Source organism: Gammaproteobacteria bacterium (assembly GCA_013003425.1).
Taxonomy (GTDB): Bacteria; Pseudomonadota; Gammaproteobacteria; order Steroidobacterales; family JABDKV01; genus JABDJB01.
The window spans coordinates 26,939-50,436 of sequence record JABDJB010000056.1; the positions used below are offsets into that span (position 1 = coordinate 26,939).

Annotated in this window: 18 protein-coding genes and 1 pseudogene; 6 read left to right on the top strand and 13 right to left on the bottom strand. The window is 61.1% G+C overall.

The features are described 5' to 3' along the window. Positions 1–177: 177 nt before the first annotated feature. The 10 genes and pseudogenes from HKN06_08320 to paaX form a co-directional block, all read right to left on the bottom strand. Entirely contained in the window at positions 178–993 is an 816-nt protein-coding gene (locus HKN06_08320) for an enoyl-CoA hydratase/isomerase family protein (GenBank protein NNF61319.1), read from the bottom strand. 2 nt (positions 994–995) lie between these two features. After that, a pseudogene (gene pcaF / locus HKN06_08325) lies at positions 996–4,292 on the bottom strand (3-oxoadipyl-CoA thiolase). Positions 4,293–4,295: 3 nt separating this feature from the next. Then, positions 4,296–5,360 (bottom strand): 2Fe-2S iron-sulfur cluster binding domain-containing protein, encoded by a 1,065-nt coding sequence (locus tag HKN06_08330; protein NNF61320.1) that lies wholly within the window; start codon positions 5,358–5,360, stop codon positions 4,296–4,298. A 7-nt stretch (positions 5,361–5,367) separates the two neighbouring features. Then, entirely contained in the window at positions 5,368–5,859 is a 492-nt protein-coding gene (gene paaJ, locus HKN06_08335; protein NNF61321.1) for a phenylacetate-CoA oxygenase subunit PaaJ, read from the bottom strand. Continuing rightward, positions 5,859–6,626: a phenylacetate-CoA oxygenase subunit PaaC gene (gene paaC, locus HKN06_08340; GenBank protein ID NNF61322.1), complete on the bottom strand. Its 768-nt coding sequence runs from the start codon at positions 6,624–6,626 to the stop codon at positions 5,859–5,861. Before paaC ends, paaJ begins: the two co-directional genes overlap by 1 nt. After that, on the bottom strand, positions 6,623–6,910 hold the full coding sequence (paaB, locus tag HKN06_08345) for a 1,2-phenylacetyl-CoA epoxidase subunit B (protein ID NNF61323.1): 288 nt from the start codon (positions 6,908–6,910) through the stop codon (positions 6,623–6,625). The genes paaC and paaB overlap by 4 nt, the downstream gene beginning before the upstream one ends. 9 nt (positions 6,911–6,919) lie before the next feature. Beyond that, positions 6,920–7,906 (bottom strand): 1,2-phenylacetyl-CoA epoxidase subunit A, encoded by a 987-nt coding sequence (gene paaA / locus HKN06_08350; GenBank protein NNF61324.1) that lies wholly within the window; start codon positions 7,904–7,906, stop codon positions 6,920–6,922. A 68-nt stretch (positions 7,907–7,974) separates the two neighbouring features. Beyond that, the gene (paaI, locus tag HKN06_08355) at positions 7,975–8,409 is read right to left on the bottom strand and encodes a hydroxyphenylacetyl-CoA thioesterase PaaI (GenBank protein ID NNF61325.1); all 435 of its coding nucleotides are present in this window, start codon (positions 8,407–8,409) and stop codon (positions 7,975–7,977) included. A gap of 1 nt (position 8,410) precedes the next feature. Further along, positions 8,411–9,202 carry a 2-(1,2-epoxy-1,2-dihydrophenyl)acetyl-CoA isomerase gene (locus HKN06_08360; GenBank protein ID NNF61326.1) on the bottom strand — a complete coding sequence of 264 codons (792 nt, stop codon included), beginning with the start codon at positions 9,200–9,202 and terminating at the stop codon, positions 8,411–8,413. After that, positions 9,199–10,167 carry a phenylacetic acid degradation operon negative regulatory protein PaaX gene (gene paaX / locus HKN06_08365; GenBank protein NNF61327.1) on the bottom strand — a complete coding sequence of 323 codons (969 nt, stop codon included), beginning with the start codon at positions 10,165–10,167 and terminating at the stop codon, positions 9,199–9,201. Before paaX ends, HKN06_08360 begins: the two co-directional genes overlap by 4 nt. Before the next feature lie 123 nt (positions 10,168–10,290). Here paaX and paaZ point away from each other — a divergent pair, with 123 nt between their 5' ends. The 4 genes from paaZ to HKN06_08385 are packed head-to-tail and all read left to right on the top strand — an operon-like array spanning position 10,291 to position 17,745. Then, positions 10,291–12,345: a phenylacetic acid degradation bifunctional protein PaaZ gene (gene paaZ / locus HKN06_08370; protein ID NNF61328.1), complete on the top strand. Its 2,055-nt coding sequence runs from the start codon at positions 10,291–10,293 to the stop codon at positions 12,343–12,345. A gap of 13 nt (positions 12,346–12,358) precedes the next feature. Beyond that, the gene (locus tag HKN06_08375; protein NNF61329.1) at positions 12,359–13,549 is read left to right on the top strand and encodes an aspartate/tyrosine/aromatic aminotransferase; all 1,191 of its coding nucleotides are present in this window, start codon (positions 12,359–12,361) and stop codon (positions 13,547–13,549) included. Positions 13,550–13,557: 8 nt separating this feature from the next. Then, positions 13,558–17,028 carry an indolepyruvate ferredoxin oxidoreductase family protein gene (locus HKN06_08380; GenBank protein ID NNF61330.1) on the top strand — a complete coding sequence of 1,157 codons (3,471 nt, stop codon included), beginning with the start codon at positions 13,558–13,560 and terminating at the stop codon, positions 17,026–17,028. A 45-nt stretch (positions 17,029–17,073) separates the two neighbouring features. Beyond that, on the top strand, positions 17,074–17,745 hold the full coding sequence (locus HKN06_08385) for a prolyl oligopeptidase family serine peptidase (protein NNF61331.1): 672 nt from the start codon (positions 17,074–17,076) through the stop codon (positions 17,743–17,745). 108 nt (positions 17,746–17,853) lie between these two features. On the opposite strand, the gene HKN06_08390 is transcribed toward HKN06_08385, so the two are convergent. Further along, complete coding sequence (locus tag HKN06_08390; protein ID NNF61332.1) at positions 17,854–19,218, bottom strand: hypothetical protein; 1,365 nt, start codon at positions 19,216–19,218, stop codon at positions 17,854–17,856. Between the two features lie 128 nt (positions 19,219–19,346). On the opposite strand from HKN06_08390, the gene HKN06_08395 reads away from it, so the two are divergent. After that, positions 19,347–20,195, top strand: a complete 849-nt coding sequence (locus tag HKN06_08395; protein ID NNF61333.1) for a sulfotransferase — start codon at positions 19,347–19,349, stop codon at positions 20,193–20,195. 2 nt (positions 20,196–20,197) lie between these two features. Here the strand turns inward: HKN06_08395 and rfbD are convergent, their stop codons facing one another. Together rfbD and dksA are read right to left on the bottom strand one after the other, a co-directional pair. Continuing rightward, on the bottom strand, positions 20,198–21,079 hold the full coding sequence (rfbD, locus tag HKN06_08400; GenBank protein ID NNF61334.1) for a dTDP-4-dehydrorhamnose reductase: 882 nt from the start codon (positions 21,077–21,079) through the stop codon (positions 20,198–20,200). 83 nt (positions 21,080–21,162) lie between these two features. Continuing rightward, positions 21,163–21,831, bottom strand: a complete 669-nt coding sequence (gene dksA / locus HKN06_08405; GenBank protein NNF61335.1) for an RNA polymerase-binding protein DksA — start codon at positions 21,829–21,831, stop codon at positions 21,163–21,165. Positions 21,832–22,044: 213 nt separating this feature from the next. Here dksA and HKN06_08410 point away from each other — a divergent pair, with 213 nt between their 5' ends. Then, positions 22,045–23,466: a tetratricopeptide repeat protein gene (locus HKN06_08410; protein NNF61336.1), complete on the top strand. Its 1,422-nt coding sequence runs from the start codon at positions 22,045–22,047 to the stop codon at positions 23,464–23,466. The last annotated feature ends 32 nt before the right edge of the window (positions 23,467–23,498 follow it).

Genomic DNA, 23,498 nt, shown 5'->3' on the forward strand with positions numbered 1-23,498 from the left:
CTTAATCTCGCTCAGCAGCCATGCCTAGCTCAAATCGGGCCAGCTTGTGGAAGCGGCTTCAGCCGCGACTGCCTGCGACGGGGCTTAGCGGCGGGCCTGCTAGACGCTATTCCTTGTCAGCTCCGAGCGGAGGACCGCAGTCGCTGACAAGAAACACCGTCTTCTCCCCCGCCGCAATCAGAGCGGCGAGTCGGGGTCGAAATCCGGCTTGCGCTTGTCGCGTGCGGCGGCGAGGCCTTCACGAATATCGGGCTGGCGAAAGCCCATGAATTCCAGCGCGAGCGATGCATCGAACGCCGGGCCGGCGCTGCGCAGCCAGTTGTTCAGCGCGTACTTGGTCCAGCGCACGGCGCCAGGGCTGGCCTGTGCCAGCTGCCGGGCCACTTCCAGGGCGCGGTCGGACAGCTGTTCATCGTCAACGCACAGCGAAACCAGGCCAATGCGTTCGGCCTCGGCGCCGTCCAGTGGCTGGTTTGTCAGCAGGTAGTATTTTGCCTTTGCCATGCCGCACAACAGCGGCCAGACCAGCACCGCATGATCTCCGGCAGCGACGCCAAGCCGGGTGTGGCCATCGAGAATTTTCGCGCTGCGTGCAGCAACAGAAACGTCGGCCAGCAGCGCCACCGCCAGCCCGGCGCCTACAGCTGGACCATGAATCGCAGACACGACCGGCTTGGAACAGTTGACCAGGTTGTAGACCAGGTCGCGCGCTTCTTTCCAGACTCGCGCGAGTGTCTTGTCGTCATCGATCATTGACTGGATGAGTTCAAAATCGCCGCCGGAAGAAAAAGCCTTGCCGTCGCCACGTACCAGCACCGCATTGACGTTGCTGTCGGCGTCGATCATGCGCCAGACGCCGGCCAGCTCACCATGCATGCCGGCATCGGCAGCATTCAGCCGCCCTTCGCTGGACAAGATTATTTCCAGGATGCGGTCACCGCGATCGGAAAATCGTAATGACGGAAAGGAAGCTTTGTACTGGTCAACATTCATGCTCAGGCCCTTTCGATAATCGTGGCGATGCCCTGGCCGACGCCGATACACATGGTGCAAAGAGCAAAACGGCCGCCTGACTGGTTCAGCTGATAGCAGGCAGTCGCCAGCAACCGTGCTCCCGACATCCCCAGCGGATGCCCGAGGGCTATGGCGCCGCCGTTCGGATTGACGTGTGCGGCATCGTCGTCGATGCCGAGCTGGCGCAATACGGCCAGCGCCTGCGAGGCAAAGGCTTCGTTCAGTTCAACAACATCCATTTGTTCCAGGTCGAGACCGGCCCGTTTCAGCGCCTTGCGGCTGGCCGGCGCCGGTCCGATACCCATGATGCGAGGCTCTACTCCCACAACCGCCGTGGTCACTATTCGTGCCAGCGGTTCCAGCTTGTGTTGTTTGGCTGCTGTTGCGGACGCGATAATCATGGCGCAGGCACCATCATTGACGCCGGATGCATTGCCGGCGGTGATCGTGCCGTCTTTGCGAAACGGGGTCGCCAGCCGTGCCAGCTTTTCCAGTGTGGTGTCCGGGCGCGGGTGTTCATCCGAGCTGACAATGACCGGGTCGCCTTTCCGCTGGGCAATTTCAACCGGCACAATTTCCCGTTCGAAAAACCCGTTGCGCACGGCCGCAGCGGTTTTTTTCTGGCTGCGCAGGGCGAAGGCATCCTGGTCGGTGCGGCTGATACTGAATTCGGCCGCAACGTTCTCACCGGTTTCCGGCATCGAGTCGACACCGTACTGCTGTTTTAGCAGCGGGTTTACAAAGCGCCAGCCCATCGTCGTGTCATACATTTCGGCCTTGCGGCTGTATGGACTTGCGGCCTTGGCAAGGACAAACGGCGCGCGCGACATCGATTCAACGCCACCGGCGATAACCAGGTCCGCTTCTCCGGTCCGGATCATGCGCGCCGCCATTGCGGCGGCATCCATGCCGGAACCACAAAGCCGGTTCAGCGTTGCGCCCGGAGCGCTGACTGGCAGTCCACCGAGCAGGGCAGCCATCCGCGCGACGTTGCGATTGTCCTCGCCGGCCTGGTTGGCACAACCCAGCAACACATCGTCAATCGCCGTGGTGTCCAGACCGGGGTTGCGCTGCTGCAGCGCGCGGATCGGGATAGCGGCAAGATCATCGGCACGAACAGCTGCAAGCGCGCCGCCATAGCGTCCGATCGGCGTGCGTACTGCATCGCAGATAAAAGCATCATTCATTTTTTATTCCTGCAGGTCCGAGAAACACCGGCCTTCGGCGGCAAGTTTCTCCAGCAACGGTGGCACGGGCCAGTAAGACTCGCCGTGCGTGCCAGCAAACGATTTGATAGTGCTGATCACGGCAGCGAGTCCCACGGTGTCGGCATAGAACATCGGTCCGCCGCGGTAACGTGGAAAACCGTAGCCATTTGCCCAGATCGCATCGATATCGCCGGGGCGGGCCGCGATCTTCTCTTCCAGCAGCGTTGCCCCTTCGATCACCAGCGCATATATGCAGCGCCCGACGATCTCATCATCACTGATCTGGCGGCGCGCGACACCAAGTCGCACGGCCTCTGCTTCGATAAGCTCACCGACAACCGGATCGGGAATTGGCGTGCGTGAGCCTTGTTCATAACGATAGGTGCCGGCGCCCGTTTTTTGCCCGTAACGGCCCATTTCGGCCAACAGGTCGGCAACACGGTAATAACGTGGGTCGTCCGGCAGGTCGGTGCGTTCCTGCCGCACCTTGTAGCCGACATCAAGACCGGCCAGGTCACCGACTGCGTTGGGCCCCATCGCCATGCCAAAATCCGTCAGCGCCTTGTCTATTTGTTGCGGCGTCGCGCCCTCCAGCAGCAGCAACTGGCTCTCGCGGCCGTAGCCGTAAAGCATGCGGTTGCCGACAAAACCAAAGCAGTTGCCGACAACCACACCGAGTTTGCTGATCTGCCGTGCGAAACGCAGCGCTGAAACGATAATCTCATCACTGGTCTGGCGACCGCGGACAATCTCCAGCAGGCGCATGATGTTGGCCGGGCTGAAAAAGTGCAGACCGATTACGTCTGCGGGCCGTCCGGTGGCCGCAGCAATTCGGTCGATATCCAGCGTCGAGGTGTTGCTGGCCAGGATCGCCCCGGGTTTGCAGGCGCTGTCCAGGGCGGCAAATACCTGCTCCTTGATCGCCATGCTCTCGAACACCGCCTCGATGACCAGGTCGCAGTCAGCCAGCGAGGCATATTCCGTGGCGGTATGCAGCAGTTCAAACCGCTGCGTGCGCGTGCTCGAGTCGATACGGCCCTTGCTGACCATGCCGTCGAGCAGTTTTTCGATAGTCCCGACGCCACGCTGCAGTCCGGCGGCGTCGTTGTCGAGCAGGATAACCGGCAGACCTGCGTTCATGCAGGCCAGCGCGATGCCGGCGCCCATGGTGCCGGCGCCGATTACACCAACGGTCTCGATGTTTCGCGGGGCCGTCTTTTTATCGATGCCGGGGACTTTTGCCACGGCGCGCTCGGCAAAAAACAGGTAGCGCATTGCGGCCGACTGTGGTGACTCCATGCACTCGATAAACAGGTCGCGTTCCCGCGCCATGCCGTCGTCGAAAGACAGTTGTGTTGCTGCCTCGACGCACTGGACGATTCGCTCCGGCGCCTCGAAGCCGCGAGTGCGCCGGGCAATTTTCTTGCGATAGCCGGCAAAAAAGCCCGGCTCAACATCTGGCGCAGGCAGCTTGCTTGTGCGGCGTGGCGCTAATGTGGCTGCGAGCAGTTCCCGGGCATAGCTAACGGCGGCCTGCTGCAAAGATGCATTGTCTGCAATGCGATCGACGATGTTCAGTGCCAGTGCGGTCGCCGCAGGCACCGGCTTGCCCTGGATCATGATATCCAGCGACTTTTCTGCCCCGGCCAGCCGTGGCAGGCGCTGTGTCCCACCGGCGCCGGGCAGTAATCCGAGGTTTGATTCCGGCAGTCCAACGCTCGCATTGGCAGCGATGATTCTGTAGTTGCAGCACAATGCGGTCTCCAGGCCGCCGCCGAGCGCGGTGCCGTGTATCGCTGCAACTGTGAGCTTCGGGAATGCATCCAGCTGCGCCAGCATGTCGCGCAGCGACGGGTCAAGCATTGGCTTGCCAAACTCGCGTATGTCGGCACCGGCAAAGAATGTACGCCCTGCGCACAGGAGTACTGCGGCTGACAGCGAGTCGTCAATTGCAACCTCGGCCAGCGCGTTGACAACGCCGGTACGTACCGCATGTGACAGTGCATTAACCGGCGGGTTGTCGACACTGATAACGGCAATCTTGCCGTGACGTTGCAGGCTCACTGTCATGGTTCAGGCCTGGTCGTAATCGAGTTCGATTTCGTCGGATTCCGGCCGCGACTGGCAGGTCAGCACGTAGCCTTCTTCCAGTTCCCAGTCCTCCAGCGCGGAATTGACTTCCATATTGACTTTGCCTTTGACCAGCTTCGTGCGGCAGGTCGAGCACACACCGCCCATGCACGAATAGGGCAGGTCGATGTCCAGATCCAGCGCCGCATCCAGCAGAGTCTGCTCCGCATCCTCCATGGCGAAAGTCTGGCGGTTGCCATCCATCACCACGGTAACACGGACGCCGTCCGGTGGCGGTGCCCTATCGGGTTGTGCCGGCACGCTGTCTGGCTGGTTCGGCCGGAATCGCTCGGAATGAATGCGTTCAGCATCGTAGCCGAGTTCGATCAATGAATCTGTCACGTCGTCAATCATTGGATTGGGTCCACAAACGAAAATATCGTCAGGTCGGGTCTCCGCGAGAAATGCCTGGTGTAGCAGCTTGACTCTGACACCGTCGACGCGACCTGAATAAAGTGGTATTTCGTTTTCTTCCTGGCTCATGATGAAGTGCAGCGCCAGCCGCTCCGGATAATTGTTCTTAAGCGCGCAGAGTTCTTCAATAAACATGGTCGAAGAACGCTTGCGATTGCCATAAAAGATAAAAAAACGGCTGTCCGGTTCGGTTTCCAGTGCTGTTTTGGCAATCGACAGGATTGGCGTGATGCCGCTGCCGGCCACGAAAGCCGCATAGGTTTTCTGCTGCTGCGGATCGACCGGAGTCTGGAAATGGCCGGTCGGCGGCATGACTTCGAGGGTATCGCCAACCTCGAGTTGCTCCGCGAGGTAGCCGGAAACCTTTCCCTGTATGCGTATGCCCAGCCGCAGCGTGGCGTCGCTGACGCTGGAGCAAATCGAATAGGTGCGGCGCAGTTCATTGCCATCGATGGTGGCGCGCACCGGCAGATGCTGGCCCTGGCTGTAGCGATACTCGTCCGCGAATTCAGCAGCTACTTCGAGAGTAAGCAGCACCGAGTCGTCAGTCTCATTGTGCTTTTCGACGATCGTCGCCGGATGAAATTGCAGCATGGTTAACTCAGATGCACTTGAAGTATTCGAAAGGTTCGAGGCAATCGCCGCACTTGTATGACGCCTTGCACGGCGTTGAGCCAAATTCACTGACCTTGCTGGTCGTCGTGCTCTCGCAGCGCGGGCAGGCAATGGCCAGGTCCTCGCCAGTCAGTGCAGCCTTGCTGCTGCCGGCCGGCGGTGCGATACCGTACTGCGCAAGTTTCTCCCGGCCCGCGGCGCTGATCCAGTCGGTAGTCCACGGCGGCGACAAAACCGGCTCGATCTGTGGCTCGATGCCGTGTTGCCGCAGGTGAGCCACGATACTGGCGGCAATGACTTCGGTGGCGGGGCAGCCTGTATAGGTTGGTGCAACGCCTACTGTTACCTGCGGTTCATCAGCCCGTACCCAGCGCACAATACCCAGATCGACAACGCTCAACACCGGGATTTCCGGGTCGGGTACGTCGGCCAGCAACTGCCAGATGCGCTGTTCGCCCGCATTCGCTGCTGCGCTCATTACCAGCTGAGGCCGGGATAGGCACGCTGCAGGAACTGCATGTCGGCAAGCAGGTAGCCGAGGTGCTCGCCATGCCGGCCGGCGCGCCCGCCGCTGGCCATCCAGCCGTCTTCCGGCAGGTTGATGGTAGCTTCGGTCAGCGTTGCGGCAACCTGTTCGCGCCACGGTTCGGCCAGTGCAGACGGATCCGGTCCGATATCACGAGAAATAGCCCATTCGTCAACCGCATCGGTCTCGAACAGTTCTCCGGTGTAGCGCCACAATTCGTCTATGGCGTGCTGCATGCGACCGTGGCTTTCGTCGGTGCCGTCACCCAGGCGTATCACCCAGCGCTGCGCGTGACGCAGGTGGTACCGGATTTCCTTTTCCATCCGTGCGGCCATTTCTGCCAGCCGCTGGTCAGCTGACTGCGTCAGCTGCTCAAGGTAAAGAAGATAGTAGCTTTCAAACAGGAAGTGACGGCCGATCGTCTGTGCAAAATCACCGTTGGGCTGCTCGACCAGCAATACATTGCGAAAGTCGATGCAGTCACGAAGAAAGGCAATGTCGTCCTCGCTGCGACCCCTGCCTTCCACTTCGCCGGCATAGCTGTAGAACATCCGCGCCTGACCGATGTAGTCAAGCGCAAAATTGGCCATTGCCATTTCTTCTTCCAGCTCCGGACCGTGCCCGACCCAATCGCCAAGCTGCTGTCCCAGCACCAGCGCGTTATCACCGAGGCGCAGCAGGTGTGCCAGCAGCATTTCCTTGTCCTGGTTTGTGCTCACAGGTTTTCCACGCCATCAGGAACTTCGTAAAACGTCGGGTGCCGGTAGATCTTGTCTTCGGCCGGTTCGAACAGCGCGGCGGCTTCAGCCGGGTCGGAAGCAACAATATCGCGCGATTCCACCGCCCAGATGCTGACGCCTTCACCGCGGCGCGTATAGAGATCGCGTGCATGATCCAGCGCCATCTGCGGGTCGGCTGCGTGCAGGCTGCCGACATGACGATGACTCAGGCCCGCGCGTGAGCGAATAAAAATTTCGTAAAGTGGCCAGTCTTGCTTGCTCATCCGGATACCTCAGGCGGCGCGACGCCGGTCACGCTGTTTCTGTGCATAGGCGCGGGCCGCCTCGCGTACCCAGGCGCCGTTGTTGTGGGCCGCATTGCGTGCGCCAAGCCGTTCGCGGTTGCACGGGCCATTGCCTTTCAATACGTCGTAGAACTCCTGCCAGTCAATTACGCCGAAATCGTAATGGCCACGTTGCTCGTTCCATTTCAGGTCCGGGTCTGGCATCTGCAGGCCAAGGTGTTCCGCCTGCGGCACGGTTACGTCCACAAACTTCTGCCGCAGTTCGTCGTTTGTAAAGCGTTTTATCTTCCACGCCATCGACTGCGCACTGTGCTTCGAATCAGTATCACCAGGGCCAAACATCATCAGCGAGGGCCACCACCAGCGATCAAGCGCATTTTGTGCCATGCGTTTCTGCTCGTCGTTGCCACGACACAGGGTGAGCATGATCTCGAAACCCTGGCGCTGGTGAAAACTCTCTTCCTTGCAGACACGCACCATCGCGCGCGCATACGGCCCGTAGGAGCAGCGACACAAAGGGATCTGGTTCATGATGGCCGCGCCATCGACCAGCCAGCCGATGGCGCCGATATCAGCCCAGGTCAGCGTCGGGTAATTGAAGATGCTGGAGTACTTTGCCTTGCCGGTCAGTAACTGATCGACCAGTTCGTCGCGGGAAATTCCCAGCGTCTCGCAGGCGCTGTACAGGTAAAGACCATGCCCGGCTTCGTCCTGTACCTTGGCCAGCAGTATGGCCTTGCGGCGCAGGGTCGGCGCGCGGCTGATCCAGTTGCCTTCCGGCAGCATGCCGACGATTTCCGAGTGGGCATGCTGCGAGATTTGCCGTATGAGCGTCTTGCGGTAGGCGGCCGGCATCCAGTCCTTCGGCTCGATCTTCTCTTCCGCGTCGATGCGGCGCTGGAACTGCTCGAGCTGTTCAGGACTTTCAGCCTGTTGTTCGGCAGCGGGTTTCTGGTCCAGGCCCTGGGTGTACATGGTGGCGCCTCCGGCAGGTCAGCAGAGAAATATGGCACAGAAAATCAGGGTATTCAATCATTTCTGTATCATGTCGGGTCAGGCAGCAATGGCCGTCCCAGCGCCGCGGCACGTCCGCGAAAAACCGCGACCAGCCGCTGCTGCTGATTGTGGACCTCCACATCGTAGGTACCGCTGCGGCGGCCGCGGTGACGTTCGATGGCACGGGCGGTCAGCCGGTCGCCGGCGCGCACCGGTGCGAGGTACTCGATCGATGCACCGGCCGCCACCGACACCTGGTTATACCCGTTGCAGGCGAAGGCAAACGCGGTGTCGGCAAGCGTGAACAGGTAGCCGCCGTGGCAAACGTCGTGGCCGTTGATCATGGTCGGCGTTACCGACATGGTAGCGGTCGCGCTGCCGGCGGCAGGAATATCGATCGCGATACCGAGTTCCTGCGATGCGCGGTCATCGGCAAACATGTGCGCGGCACAGGCGCGTGCCAGTTCCAGATCGTCTGTCATTTCATCGCCCCCTGAATGTGGGCTGGCGTTTTTCCAGAAATGCGGCGACGCCCTCGCGATAATCTGCGCTGCGCCCCAGTTTTTGCTGCAGGTCGCGTTCCAGCTCGAGCTGCTGGTCAAAATCATTGGCCCAGCTGGCACGCAGTGCCTGCTTGATACCGGCCAGCCCCAGGGTTGGCTGGGTGGCAAAATGCGCGCACATCTCGCGCGCTTGTGGTAGCAGTTGCTCGTCGTCGACGGCGCGATATATAAGGCCCCAGTCAGCAGCGTCACTGGCGGACAACGGTTCGCCGAGAAAGGCGAGCGCCGCGGCGCGTGCGCGACCGACCAGTCGCGGCAGTATCCAGGTACCGCCGGAGTCCGGCAGCAGGCCGATCTTGCAGAACGCCTGGATAAACCTGGCTGACCTTGCTGCCAGCACGATGTCGCAGGCCAGCGCGATATTGGCCCCGGCGCCGGCTGCGACACCGTTCACGGCGCACACCACCGGCAGCGGCAGTGATGCCAGCTTGCGTACCAGCGGGTTGTACAAGGTGTCCAGCGTATGACCCAGGTCGACCGGGTCATCACCCTTGTTGACCTGCCGGTCGGACAGGTCCTGGCCGGCGCAAAACCCGCGACCGGCGCCAGTCAGCAACAACGCGCGAATTTCGTCGTCATGTTCGACCCGCGCCAAAGCGTCCTTTACCTCTGCGTGCATCGCGGTATTGAAGCTGTTGAGTGCGTCCGGCCGGTTCAGCGTCAGCTCTGCATAGCCATCGGTTAGGCGCAATTCGATTGTTTCGTAAGTCATCTGCGGGTTCCCCGGGTGTTGTCCAGTCCACCAAATCGTTGCAGGTATTGCGGTTCTGCCGGCGGCAGCGGGCCGTCGGCGGTTTCCATGTTCTCGACCAGGTAAGTTTCAGTTGCCGGTGCCACCAGCCGGTAGAGGTTACGGCACAGCTGGTAGGCGGCCAGCCCCGGCCACTGTGCCGGCAGCAAAGCTTCGGGCAGCTGCGGATCGCGCAGCAGTATCTTGCGATACTCGTGCACCAGCAGCGTGCGAACCTGGAATGCACGCTCCGGATCGAGTTGCCGCCGCCGGCGCGCTGATTGGTACACCGGGCGAAACTGTTCCAGCAATGCGCGATAGCGTTCGCCCAGCTGGTCCAGCTGCCAGGCTGCCTGCAGCAGCGGCGCAAACCCGCGCTCGCGTGCCATGTCGATCGTTGTCTGCATCACAACCGCCTGCTCGCGACTTTTTCCCAGCTGCGAATCGACTGCATCGGCATCCGGTGCCGGGTGGGCCATCAGGTTGGCCGAAAACGGGGCAAAACCGAGCCAGCGCAGCGATTTGCGTGCGTCCTCGCGGCTGGTCGCATCCAGGCCGGACAACAGCACAAAAGTCCACTGGCCGGACCAGTCCGTCAGCGGAGCGCTGTAGATACGCCGACTTGCGTCGGCGAAACGCTGCCTGCCATCGTCGGTGAGACTGTAGTAACTGCGCCGGCCCAGCTGCTCGGTGCTGAGCCAGCCGTCCCGTACCAGTCGGAATACGGAGGTGCGTACCAGTCGCTGGTTGATACCGAAGCCCTCCAGCGCGCGGATCAGCGCGCCCAGCCACACCGTGCCGCCATGGGGCGCGATTGAATCGCCGAAGACTGTGATCAGCAGCGACCCGGCCCGTATCGGGCGTTGTTCGCCGAAGGCGCTGATCAGCCCGGCTGTCGCCTGGGTGAAACTGTTGGCGCCATTGCGTCTGGCGGCGGATGTGGCCATATACCGGGTTGTCCGCGTGCGGTGGGAGTAGCCCAATATGATACATTTATTCGTTTGCAGTCCATAAAACTGTTTCATGTCGGTCGCGGGTTATCATGCCCCGGCTACCAGAGGTATTTACAGATGAAGCTCCAGTCTTATGTGGCCGGTCGCTGGCTCGATGGCAGCGATACAGGCCGGCTGCTCGTGAGCGCGGTCGACGGTCACCCGGTCGCCTCGATCAGCAGTGCCGGACTGGATTTTTCCGAACTGGTCAGCCACGCGCGTACGGTTGGCAGCCCGAACCTGCGGGCACTCACCTTTCACCAGCGGGCGCACATGCTAAAAGCGCTCGCCAAGGGGCTGCTGGAGCACAAGAAGGAGTTCTACGAGCTGTCCACACAGACCGGTGCGACACGTGCCGACTCGTGGATCGACATCGACGGCGGCATCTCCACGCTGTTCGTTTATTCCGGCAAGGGCCGCCGCGAGCTGCCCAATGATTACGTGTTGTGTGATGGTGCCCCGGAGATCGTCTCGCGCAACGGCACTTTTGTCGGTCAGCATATCTATACACCACTGCGCGGCGTGGCCGTGCACATTAATGCCTTCAACTTCCCCTGCTGGGGAATGCTGGAAAAACTGGCGCCGGCCCTGCTGGCCGGCATGCCGGCAATCGTAAAGCCGGCCAGCAGCACCGCTTACCTGACCGAAGCCATGGTGCGGCGGATTATCGAGCTGGATATCCTGCCGCCCGGTGCATTACAGCTGGTTTGCGGCAGCACCGGCGACCTGCTCGGCATGCTCGATTGCCAGGATGTCGTTGCGTTTACCGGTTCGAAAACTACTGCCGACATGTTGCGGCAGCATCCCAACATCATCGCCAATTCGGTGCGCTTTACTGCTGAGACTGATTCGCTGAATTGCGCAGTGCTGGGTACGGACGCAGTTGCCGGTACTCCTGAGTTCGGGCTCTACATCGATGAAATCGTGCGCGAGATCACCAGCAAGGCCGGACAGAAATGTACGGCAATCCGCCGTATCATCGCGCCGCGTGCATCGGCCGCGGCGCTGGTTGAGACGCTGGCGCAGCGGCTGGCCGCCGTACGGGTTGGTAACCCCGCCAGCAAGGAAGTCGACATGGGCGCGCTGGCCAGCACCGGGCAGCGCGACGAGGTTCGTGAGCGTGTCGCTGAACTGGCCGGTGAAAGCGAGATCGTGTTTGGTGACCCTGGCCGCTGCGAGGTACTGGATGCCGACGCGGAGAAGGGCGCCTTCTTTGCGCCGGTGCTGCTGCATTGTGACAACCCGGTCGGCGCAAGTGCGCCTCATGATGTCGAGGCCTTCGGGCCGGTCGCGACCGTGCTGCCCTACGATGACCTCGAGCAGGCAGCCTGGCTGGCGCACCGCGGCGCCGGCAGCCTTGCCGGTTCGATTTACACCTATGACGACGACGTGGCGCGCATGCTGGCGCTGGAGCTTGCGCCGTTTCACGGCCGGCTGGTGCTGATAAACCGTGATTGCGCCGGCGAGTCGACCGGTCATGGCTCACCGCTGCCACACCTGGTTCATGGCGGCCCCGGCCGGGCCGGTGGCAGTGAGGAGTTGGGTGGCGTGCGGGGCGTCAAGCACTACATGCAGCGCAGCGCCCTGCAGGGATCGCCGGCAACGCTGGCGGCCATTACCAATCGCTGGATACGCGGCGGCCGCGAAAAGCAGCCGTCGACGCACCCGTTTCGGCTGAGCTTCGAAGAGCTGGAGATCGGCCACACGCTGCGTACCGCCGAACGCGAAATAACGCTGGCCGATATCGAGCGTTTTGCCGATCTCAGCGGCGATCGCTTTTACGCCCATATGAATGAGGCCGACGCTGCCCGTAATCCGTTCTTTGACGGCCGCGTGGCACATGGTTATTTCCTGGTTTCGGCGGCAGCCGGCCTTTTTGTGGATGCGCCGTTTGGCCCGGTGCTGGCAAACTACGGTCTCGACGATCTGCGCTTTACCCAGCCGGTAAATCCCGGCGACAGCATCAGGGTGCGGCTGACCTGCAAGCAGAAAACCTTGCGCCCCGACCAGGGTTACGGCGAAGTGCGCTGGGATACGGAAGTGATCAACCAGAACGATGAAGTGGTTGCCGCGTACGATGTGCTGACGATGGTCGCAACTGCGGACAAGATGCGCGAACTGCGCGCGAGCTGAACAAAGGAACAAAATGCTGGAGAAACTCGATCGCCTGCCCGATGACCCGATACTGGGAACGATGGCCGCCTTTCGTCGCGACACGGCGGAGCTCAAGGTCGACCTGGCTGCCGGTGTTTACCAGGACCAGCAGGGCAACACGCCGGTGTTGCGGGCGGTCAGGGAAGCCGAGCAGCGTGTGCACGATGAACAGAAAACCAAGACCTACGAAGGTATGGCCGGCAACCCGCAGTTCAACGAGGCGATGCAAAGCCTGGTGTTTGGCCCGGATCATCCGGCCATCGCAGCTGACCGGGTAGCAACGGTACAGACCACCGGAGGTTCCGGCGCGCTGCATATCGTCGCGGAGGTGTTACGACGCGCCAATCCTGAACCGGTCGTGTGGGTAAGCGGCCCGACCTGGCCAAACCATCGGCCGCTGATTCAGGGCGGTGGGCTGAAATTCAGCGTCTACCCGTACTACGACAAGGAAAAGCACGGCATCGATATCGACGGCATGCTGACTACGCTGGCCAATGCATCGGCTGGTGATGTCGTGCTGCTGCACGGGTGCTGCCATAACCCGACCGGGGCCGATCTTGCTCGTGACCAGTGGGACGCGCTGGTGGATGTGCTGGAGCAGAAGCAGCTGTTGCCGTGGATCGATATGGCGTACCAGGGTTTTGCACGCGGCATCGACGTCGACGCCTATGGTGCAAGGCTTTGTGCCGAGCGGTTGCCGGAGGCGATTACGGTGACCTCCTGTTCGAAGAACTTCGGCGTTTACCGCGACCGTGTTGGCAGCGCCAGCATCGTCGCTCGCGACAAGGAAGCTGCGGCTGCCTGTGGCAGCCACCTGGCCAACGTCACCCGTACCGTTTATTCCATGCCGCCGGCACACGGTGCGGCCGTCATCAATACCATTTTGCGTGATGAGCAATTGCGACAGATGTGGCTGGATGAGCTTGCACAGATGCGTGACAGGATCAATTCGCTGCGTGCCACCCTGGCCGACGCGCTGGCACAACGGACCGGTAGCTCACGTTTTTCCTTTATCGCCGAGCAGACCGGGATGTTTTCGCTGATGGGCCTGACTGAGGCGCAGGTCAACAGGCTGCGTGAGGAATTTCACGTTTATATGGTTGGGTCGAGCCGCGCCAATATCGCCGGCGTGCGTAAAGACAACCTTGAATACCTGGCTGACTCCATTACCGCGGTGCTCTGATTAGCAAAATGCAGCTCGACGACTATCGCCTGGAAGATCGCTACCTGCGTGACAGCGGGCGTGTTTTCCTGACCGGCACGCAGGCGCTGGTGCGGTTGCCGTTACTGCAGCGTGCGCTCGATCGCCAGGCCGGGCTCAATACCGCCGGCTTTATCAGCGGCTATCGCGGCTCGCCGCTGGGTTCTTACGACCTGGAGCTGTGGCGGGCGGGGCAACTTCTGGCCGAAAACGAAATCGAGTTCCTGCCGGCAGTCAATGAAGATCTGGCGGCCACCGCGGTGCTCGGTTCACAACAGGTCGAAACCGATCCGTATCGCAAAGTCGATGGCGTATTCAGTATCTGGTATGGCAAAGGCCCGGGTGTCGACCGCTCCGGCGATGCGCTGAAGCACGGCAACGCGTATGGCAGTTCACCACACGGCGGTGTTCTGGTTGTCGCCGGTGACGATCACGGTGCGGTGTCATCGTCCATGCCGCATCAGTCGGATGTCGCATTTCTTACTTTTTTCATGCCACACCTCAACCCGGCCAACGTCGAGGAATACCTGAGTTTCGGTCTGTACGGTTTCGCGTTGTCGCGCTTCTCCGGTTGCTGGGTGGGTTTCAAGGCGATTTCGGAGACGGTCGAATCGGCGATGTCGCTGAGCTTGCCGCAGGACGTGCGTTTCGAGATACCGGATGACTTCACCGCGCCGCCGGGTGGCCTGCATTACCGCTGGCCCGACCTGCCCGGACCGCAGATCGAGGAGCGCCTGGAGGCAAAAAAAGAAGCCGCCATGGCGTTTGCCCGCGCCAACCCGATCGACCGCCGCGTGTTCGATGTGCCCGACGCCCGTTACGGCATCGTCACCACAGGCAAAGGGCATCTGGACCTGATGGAGGCCCTGCGCCTGCTCGATATCGACAGAGCCGAAGCAAAGCGTATCGGGCTGGACGTTTACAAAGTTGGCATGGTTTGGCCGCTGGAGCAAAACGGCGCGCTGGATTTCGTGCGCCAGCAGGAAGAAGTGCTGGTGGTCGAAGAAAAGCGCGGGATTATCGAAAGCTGGTTCAAGGAAGCTTTTTACGACCACCCCGGGCACAAGCCGCAACGCATGGTCGGCAAGCAGGACGAATTAGGCAGGAAACTGATTCCCTGGGTCGGCGAGCTGTCACCACTCCAGCTGGCACCGATCGTGGCGCGACGTATCGACGCGGTACTGCCGGGGCTGAACCTGACGGAGCGTGCAGACGCGCTGGCGCGTGAACCGCTGGAAGTCATCAAGATAGCCGGCGCCAACCGGATGCCTTACTTTTGTTCCGGCTGCCCGCACAACACGTCGACGAAGGTGCCGGAAGGGTCTCAGGCCCTGGCCGGAATCGGCTGCCATTTCATGGCCAGCTGGATGGACCGCGATACCGAATCACTGATCCAGATGGGTGGTGAAGGCGTCAACTGGGTCGCCAAGTCGAAGTTCAACGGCGGCCGCCATATTTTCCAGAACCTTGGTGAAGGCACTCTTTATCATTCGGGCTCACTGGCGATTCGCCAGGCAGTAGCAGCCAACACCAATATAACTTTCAAGATCCTGTACAACGACGCCGTGGCGATGACGGGCGGGCAACCGATCGACGGACCGATAAGCGTACAGGCTATCGCTCACTCGATTCGGGCGGAAGGCGTCGAGCGCATTGCGCTGCTGTCGGATAATCCGGACAAGTTCAGCGCGCGCAGTTTTCCGCGCGGGGTGACGATTGATCACCGCCGCGAACTCGATCGGGTGCAGCGCGAGCTGCGTGAAATCGACGGTGTGACGGTGCTGATCTACGAGCAAGCCTGCGCGACCGAGACGCGGCGCAAGCGCAAGCGTGGCCTGGCGCCGGAAGTTAAGCGTCACGTGGTGATCAATGACCTGGTTTGTGAAGGTTGCGGCGATTGTTCGGTCGAATCGAACTGCCTGTCAGTGGTGCCAAAAGAGACCGCATTCGGGCGCAAACGGCAGATAGACCAGAACTCCTGTAACAAGGACTTTTCCTGTATCAATGGATTCTGCCCCAGTTTTGTCACGGTTGAAGGTGGCAGGCGCCGCCGGCCTGCGCCGGCGGGGCACGATATCGCCGATCGCGTAGCAGCGCTGCCACTACCGCAGCAGCCGGACCTGGCCGAGCCCTACGATCTGCTGGTGACCGGTGTCGGCGGTACCGGCGTCATTACGGTCGGAGCAATGATAGCCATGGCGGCGCACCTCGAAGGCAAGGGTGCAAGCGTGCTCGACTTTATGGGCTTTGCACAGAAGTTCGGCACCGTTCTGTGCTTCCTGCGCATTGCCGACGATCCGGCCAAACTCAACCAGGTGCGCATCGTACGTGGCCGCGCCGACGCGTTGCTTGGCTGCGACCTGGTAGTGAGCTCTTCGCCGCGTGCGTCGGTCGCCTACTCGAAGAAGGTAACGCGCGCGGTCATGAATACGGCGGAGATGGCGACCGCCGACTTTGTACTGGACCGGGATGCCTCGCTGCGGGCTGACGACCGTGTCGATGCGGTGCGCGCGGCAGTGAAGGAGCTGGCGACGGTTCCGGCCAACCGTCTTGCCGGCAAGCTGCTCGGCGACACCATTTACGCCAACGTCCTCACGCTGGGCATGGCATGGCAGAAAGGCCTTATCCCGGTATCGCTGGATGCATTGCATCGCGCAATCGAACTTAACGGCGTAAAAGTCGAAACCAACCTGGCGGCTTTTAACTGGGGACGGCTGGTTGCTGCCGACCCGGAATTTGTCGCGGGCCTGATACCGCCGGCGCAGGACTTCGCCGCCGAGACGCTCATGCAGGTAGTACAGCGTCGTGCAGGTTTTTTGGTGGACTACCAGGATAAGCGGCTGGCGGACAAGTACACGGCATTGGTGGACCGGGTGCGTAACGCCGAGCAGGAGCTGGTCGCCGGTTCTGACGTGTTGAGCGAGGCTGTCGCGCGAAGTTATTTCAAGCTGCTCGCTTACAAGGATGAGTACGAAGTAGGGCGGCTGCATACCCGGACCGGCTTTGCTGAGCAGGTGGCGCAGCAGTTTGAAGGTGATTACAAGCTCAACTATCACATGGCACCACCCCTGCTGAGTCCGGGTGTCGATGCCCGCGGCCGTCCACGCAAGCGCGCGTTTGGCCCCTGGCTGACTCCGCTGCTGGGAATGCTGGCACGCATGAAGGGACTGCGCGGTACGCCGCTCGACCTGTTCGGCTATACCGCCGAGCGGCGCCTGGAGCGTGCGCTGATTGTCGAGTTCGAACAGCTGGTCGAGCGCCTGCTGGCAGGACTGACGACCGAAAAACTTGCCGCAGCGGCGGCTATTGCTGCGATGCCGATGGAGATACGCGGTTTTGGCCCGGTAAAAATTGATGCGGCGAAAAAGGTGCGTGAGCAGCTTGCAGCAGCCGTCGATGAATATGAAAAACCTGCTTCGCGGCCGGCAGAAACAGCCGCGGAAGCCAGTGAGGTGGTGTAGCCGGTGCACACTGAGACGATCGACTATGACAACCGCGGCAGCACCATGGAGGGCTTTTATGCCACAGCAGACCCGGGTGTTGCGCGACCGCTGGTTCTGGTGGCGCATGCCTGGGGTGGGCAGGGTGAACAGGAGCGCAAAAAGGCGGTTGCCCTGGCCGGGCTCGGTTACGCCGGGTTTGCGGCAGACCTGTATGGCAAGGGCCGGCGGGGCAGCTCGGCCGAGGAAAATCAGGCGCTGATGACGCCGCTTGTGGAAGATCGCGCCAGCATCGTAGTCGGTATGGACGCGGCGCTGGCGGCGGCACGCAGGCTCGAAGGGGTCGACTCAGCCGCTGCCGCTGCGATCGGGTTTTGTTTTGGTGGTCTGTGTGTGCTGGACCTGGCGCGCAGTGGTGCTGATATTGCCGGCGTGGTCAGTTTTCATGGCCTGTTCAATGCGCCGCCGCAGCCTTCCGCGGGCATCAGGGCCAAAGTGCTGGCGCTGCACGGTTGGGATGATCCCATGGTACCGCCCGAACAGGTTGTCGCTCTGGCGCAGGAGTTGACCGCTGCGGGTGCCGACTGGCAGCTGCAGGCGTATGGCAACACCATGCACGCATTTACCAATCCCGGCGCTAACGACCGTGATTTCGGTACCGTATATGACGCGACTGCCGATCAGCGCAGCTGGCTGGCAATGCAGAATTTCCTGGCGGAGTTGTTCCCGCCCAAGTAGCCCCCACAGGGGATCGCGGCAGGATGCTGCTTCCAGGAAGAATCGCGGCAGGATGCCGCTCCCACGATGCCGCTCCCACGATGCCGCTCCCACAGGGAACAGTCGCTCCTACAGGCCTGCGTAATCGGCGGGGCCGGGTCCTGGCGGCAGCAGGAAGAGTGTGCGCAAAACCCCGACATCATTAAGGTCCGCGATACCGTCGCCGTCGAGGTCGGCATCGGGGTCAGCCGTCATGAAGTTCTGCCGCATGTACACCAGGTCCAGAAGGTCGACGAAGCCATCCTGGTTGAAATCCGCATCGCACAGGTTGCCGTAGCCATCATTATCGGTATCGCGTTGTGCCAGATTGGCTGCGCGCGTGCAGTTGTCGGCCAGGTCGTCAATTCCGTCGTCATCAAAATCACCAACAGGAAAGTCCAGGCTGGCGAATACACCAGCGTGGTCGGATGGCCACAGTCCGCCGGGAGCCTGGTCGCCATCTTCGTCGCCCAGCACCTCGCTGGACAGCACATTGACGGCAGGCGTGGTGGAGTTGCGGGCAAAGACGATGTCGATGCGGCTGGTCAGCGCCGGCGTCGGGTTGTCCAGTGTCTCGACGTGACAGCAGGTAAATCCATCATCGAGCGGCGCCCACTGCGCCCAGGTGTCGGTATAACCGGCGCCTGTCAGCTGCGCATAAGCCAGCTCCGGTGCTGACTCAGGCGAAGCATTGAAATCGCCAACCACGATCAGCGGCAGGTGTTCATCAGCAAACTCGGTAATCAGCTCCGGTGCCTGCGCCGCCTGCGTTGCTGCGCCGAATGCTCCACCGGTTTCCAGGTGGGTATTGACGAAGCGATAGGGCCGTCCGTTAACTACTGCATCTACTGCCGTGTAGCCGCGATAAAACGGGATAAACGTGCCGCTCAATTCGAGGCTGGCAAAATTGTCAAAATTACGTTCCAGGACATTGATGGTCGGGACATCAGCGCGGGCAAGAATGACATCGCGATCAGTCAGGCGAACATCCAGGGCTACCGGTCCACCCAGTAGTGGCAGCTCGACATCCGCATTCACGACGCTGGCCACTGCCACGTAGTCGAGACCACGCGCGATGAGCGCATCGAGGAGCAACAGAAGAAAATCATACTCGACATCCTCGGCCGGGGCAGGGTTGCCGAACAATGTATCGCCGGGGGTTTGAGTACGGATTAGGGACACTTCCTGCAGTCCGACAAGGTGCGGATTTGTGCTGGCGATCTCATCGGCCAATGCTTCGGCACGTGAAGGAAAATCAGTTTGCACGACGGTGTCATAAACGGCCGCGATTTCCATGAGGATAGCAATGGGATCGGTGATGCCGACGACCCTGAAAATATCCGCACCCACGTAGAGGTTTCGGGTCATCACGCGAACATCTCCATTACCGCGTTCGGCGGGAGTTGCGAGTGTGGGTAACAGGACGGCAAGCATAAGGCAGGTAAGGCGTTTCATTTTCATTCTCCCGCTGGCATCGACAGGCCGGCGCTAGCCTGATTATAGACGCGATTTTTCGGCAGACATTATGTTAACCAGTTGCGGCGACCTGTATGATCTGCTTTGCGTTTTTGCAGAAGGAAGTCATGACTAACGGGCGCTTACCAGATTTCATCATCGGCGGTGCGCAGAAGGCCGGCTCGACGTGGCTGGCAGAAATGCTGGGCCATCATCCGCAGCTGTTTGTGCCGCCGCGTGAACTGCATTTTTTCGATCGTGACGATTATTTTGCCAGGGGCGAGCAATGGTACCGGCAGTTTTTCACTGAGGCCGCCGAGCAGCAGTTGTGTGGCGAGAAAACGCCCGATTACCTGCTGGCAGAAAAAGCCGATGGCAGTCGTATGCCAGCCGCCGCGCGGATACGCGAAATGCTGCCGGAAGTGAAGCTCCTGTTTGTTTTGCGTGATCCGGTAACGCGCGCCATTTCGGCGCTGCGCCATCACCTCTGGTTCAGGCGTTTCCCCGTATCGGCTGGCCCGGATGAAATTCTCTTCGGCCGTCATGCGGCGGAGGCTGAACGCTGGGCCATATTGTCCAACGGTCTTTACAGCCGCCAGTTACGGCATTACTACGATCTGTTTCCGTCAGAGCATATTCGGGTATGGATATTCGAGGACGACGTGAAGGGCGATCCGCTGGCGCTGGTGCAGGATGCTGCGGCATTTATCGGCGTATCGGCGGATGCTGCGCGCATCGATCCAGACAGGGTTTCAAACCGTGGGGTTACGTCGACTGTGGCGTTACGCGGCAACTACTATCTGCCGTTCCTGGCGCCGGGCTGGCAGGTGCTGGATCGTCTGCTCAAGCGCAAGTTCGTGGTAAGCCAGGATTGTCTCGACCGGCTGACCGACTACTACCGCAAAGACGCCGATGAACTGGCCCGGATGCTGGGTCGTCCGCTCGACAAATGGTCCGGTCGCAGCAAAACGGCGTGAGATCAGCCAGCCGCTGACAGTGCCCGCAAAGATGTCGCGATACCCTCGACCCAGGGTTGCGGCTGAATACCGTACGCCACATCGATCTTGCTGCAGTCCAGTACCGAATATCGCGGGCGCGGCGCCGGCGTCGGGAACTCAGCCGTCGTGACGGGGGTAATTTCGGTTGTTTTTATGTTGTGCGACTGGCGCGCAGCGGCCACGATTTCCCGCGCAAAGCCGAACCATGTCGTCGCCGGCCCGTCGCAATAGTGAAAGGTGCCCCAGTGAGGGTTCTTTTGCAGACGACCGGCAATTCGGGCAATTGCTGCAGCCGCGTGGCCGGCATAGGTAGGGCAGCCATGCTGGTCATCAACCACCGTGAGGCGTGATCGTTCGCCGGCCAGTCGCAGCATGGTTTTGAGAAAGTTATTGCCGTATTCGCTGAAGACCCAGCTCAGGCGCAATATCACGTGGCGCTCGAGCAGTTGGGCTACCGCCTGCTCACCGGCGAGCTTGCTGGCGCCGTACGCGGTTTGCGGCGCCGGCCGTACCGATTCTGTGCAGGGCTTGTCAGTTGTGCCGGCGAAAACATAGTCAGTCGAGAGGTGGATCAGGGCAGCGCCGACCCGGTCGCAGGCGCGGGCGAGATTCGCCGGTCCGTCGCGATTGACCTGGCAGGCCAGCTCCGGGTTCTGTTCTGCCAGATCGACTGCCGTGTAGGCTGCGGTGTTAACGACAATATCGGGACGGGTATCGGCGATAAAGCGGTCGACAGCGGCTGCAGCGCAGATATCAAGCGCTGAGCGATCCGTGGCATTCACCTGCCAGCCGGCGGGCCACGGATGAGCGGCCAGCGATGAGCCGACCTGGCCAGATGCGCCGGTTATCAGTATTCGGGTCAATAGCTGCTACGGGCTGACTAAACGATCACGCTCACATTAACGCCGACCGACCACCGCGTCGAATAGCAGGCGGTGGCGGTGAATCAGCGAGAGTCGGCGTAGCCGCGTTCTGCGCGTTCACGTCGTTCCTGCGCTTCGACACACAGGGTAGCCACCGGGCGTATTTCGAGACGGGCGATCCCTATTTCCTCGCCGGTTTCCTCGCAGTAGCCATAGGAACCGTCGTCGATGCGGGCGAGCGCCTGGTTGATCTTGCGCAGCAATTTGAGTTCGCGGTCGCGGGTGCGCAATTCCAGTGCAAACTCGGATTCCTGCGTGGCGCGATCGTTCGGATCGGCCAGGTGAGTGCTGTCGTCCTTCAAATGGTTAATTGTCTGGCCGACGTCGGCAAGAATTTCCTGTTTCCAGGTCTGCAGCTTGTCGCGGAAGTGCTTTAGCTGCGCCTTGCTCATGTAGGCTTCCCCGCTTCGCGACTTGTACGCACTGCCCAGGCCCGGCCCGCTCATCACATTGCTGCGCGAGCGCCGGGTGGTCTTTGTCGCAGTTGTCTTTTTCGCAGCAGTCTTTTTTGCGGTTTTCTTTTTTGCAGTTTTTTTCTTCGCCGTAGCCTTCTTTTTGGCAGCCGGCTTCGCCGCAACTTTCTTGCGCGTAGTTTTCTTTGCCCCGGTTTTGGTGACTTTCTTTTTGGCCTTGGTCTTCGTTGCCTTCTTGGCCTTGGTGCGCTTCTTGCGCGCCGTCGATGTCGTCGCCATCGCCTCTCCTGAAAGTCAGTTGCCGGATCTGCCCAAACCGGGCAGGCGCGGTATTTTACACAAGGCGGGCCGGTTGGCAACGCCCGATTCGGTCACATTTCGTAGAGGTTTGGCATTCTCGCGGTGCTGGCGCCGCTTTACGTAATACGGGCCGGTCTGGTGCCGTTTGCAGCAATTGGGCAGAATGCTGATGCGCATACTCACCAGGCCAAGATGAAAAGAATACAGACGGTTCTCGGCGTGCTGGTGCTCGCGGGCGTGCTGGGCGGCTGCAGTCCTTCACCTTCGCCACTGGCGGCAATTCCACGGCTGGACAAATCCGGGCTCGGGCCGATCGCGGCTGCCCAGCTTGCCGACGCGGCCGCAGATTTGCAGTCGAACCCTGAAGATGCCGACCTCAGCGGGCGGCTCGCCATGATTTGCCAGGCATACGACATGCTGGCCGAGGCTGCAGCCCTGTATCAGCGGGCCGGGCAGCTCGATTCCGACCGTTTTGAATGGAGTTACCTGCACGCCACGGTTCTGGCGGCGCTCGGGCGGCACGGCGAAGCCATTGCCCGGCTGCAACATGCGCTGGAGCTGCGGCCGGGCTATCCGGCGGCCCGGCTACGGCTGGCACAGCTTTTCAGCGCCAGCGGTGACTCGCTGGCTGCAGACCAGGCCTTCGTTGAGGTGCTCGAGCGCAATCCCGCATTTGCCCGCGCGCACCTGGCCTACGGCCAGTTCCTGATGCAGAATCGCGATCCGCAGGCAGCGGCCGGGAAACTCCTGACCGCGCTGGCTTTGAGCAATCGTTATGGCGATGCGCATCGCTTGCTGACACGGCTTTACCGGCGACTTGGCGACTATGACAAGGTCGCCCTGCATTCACGGCTTCATGTGCGCTACGAGGGGTTTGCGCCACCGGACAACGACCCGGTGCTGGCCCGGGTTGCCGCGCTGAATTTGCAGCAGGATAGATCAATTGACCACGCGGCAGCGCTGCTGGCCGTTGGCCGGGCCGATGAATCCGCCAGCCTGCTGCGCAAGCATCTCAAGACCAATCCCGACTCCATTCGCGCTCATATCAATCTTATTGCCGCGTATGCCGGCACCGGCGAAACCGGGCGCGCTGAGGCCCATGTTGCAGCTGCGCAGGCGATCGACCCTGATTCGCCGGAGTTACTTGATAACATCGCGGTGCTGCGTATGCGCCAGGGGCAGTTAACCGAGGCACGGCAGGCGCTGGAGCGGGCGATCCGGATCGATCCGGATTATCCGTCGGCACACCGCAACCTCGGCCAGATGTTTGAGTCCCGCGGTCGCCTTGCCGAGGCGATTACAGCTTACCGCCGTGCAGTCGGGCTCGATCCCTTTGATAACCAGAGCCGCTACCTGCTGGCGCGCGCACTGGTCGACAAGCAGCTGGCAGAAGAAGCTGTTGAAATGGCTGCCCCGCTGACCCGTCAGCCGCACCCGCAGCTGGCCTCTTATTTAATGGTGTTTGGCCAGGCACTGGAAAAAACCGGCAATTACAGTGAAGCCCGTTCGGCCTACCGGCGCGCCGTCGTTGCCGCCAGGGCCGCGGGGCTCGCCGAGCTGGTCACCGATGCCAGCGACAGGCTGGCAGGGATTGGCACACGGTCGGAACAGTGATGCACGACATGCCGTCCGCCGTCTACCTCGAT

Coding starts and splice junctions, on each gene's coding strand:
- HKN06_08320 (NNF61319.1), bottom strand. CDS start 993: ATGAATGTTGACCAGTACAAAGCTTCCTTTCCGTCATTACGATTTTCC.
- HKN06_08330 (NNF61320.1), bottom strand. CDS start 5,360: ATGCTGCAATTTCATCCGGCGACGATCGTCGAAAAGCACAATGAGACT.
- paaJ (NNF61321.1), bottom strand. CDS start 5,859: ATGAGCGCAGCAGCGAATGCGGGCGAACAGCGCATCTGGCAGTTGCTG.
- paaB (NNF61323.1), bottom strand. CDS start 6,910: ATGAGCAAGCAAGACTGGCCACTTTACGAAATTTTTATTCGCTCACGC.
- paaA (NNF61324.1), bottom strand. CDS start 7,906: ATGTACACCCAGGGCCTGGACCAGAAACCCGCTGCCGAACAACAGGCT.
- paaI (NNF61325.1), bottom strand. CDS start 8,409: ATGACAGACGATCTGGAACTGGCACGCGCCTGTGCCGCGCACATGTTT.
- HKN06_08360 (NNF61326.1), bottom strand. CDS start 9,202: ATGACTTACGAAACAATCGAATTGCGCCTAACCGATGGCTATGCAGAG.
- paaX (NNF61327.1), bottom strand. CDS start 10,167: ATGGCCACATCCGCCGCCAGACGCAATGGCGCCAACAGTTTCACCCAG.
- paaZ (NNF61328.1), top strand. CDS start 10,291: ATGAAGCTCCAGTCTTATGTGGCCGGTCGCTGGCTCGATGGCAGCGAT.
- HKN06_08375 (NNF61329.1), top strand. CDS start 12,359: ATGCTGGAGAAACTCGATCGCCTGCCCGATGACCCGATACTGGGAACG.
- HKN06_08380 (NNF61330.1), top strand. CDS start 13,558: ATGCAGCTCGACGACTATCGCCTGGAAGATCGCTACCTGCGTGACAGC.
- HKN06_08385 (NNF61331.1), top strand. CDS start 17,074: ATGGAGGGCTTTTATGCCACAGCAGACCCGGGTGTTGCGCGACCGCTG.
- HKN06_08390 (NNF61332.1), bottom strand. CDS start 19,218: ATGAAACGCCTTACCTGCCTTATGCTTGCCGTCCTGTTACCCACACTC.
- HKN06_08395 (NNF61333.1), top strand. CDS start 19,347: ATGACTAACGGGCGCTTACCAGATTTCATCATCGGCGGTGCGCAGAAG.
- dksA (NNF61335.1), bottom strand. CDS start 21,831: ATGGCGACGACATCGACGGCGCGCAAGAAGCGCACCAAGGCCAAGAAG.
- HKN06_08410 (NNF61336.1), top strand. CDS start 22,045: ATGAAAAGAATACAGACGGTTCTCGGCGTGCTGGTGCTCGCGGGCGTG.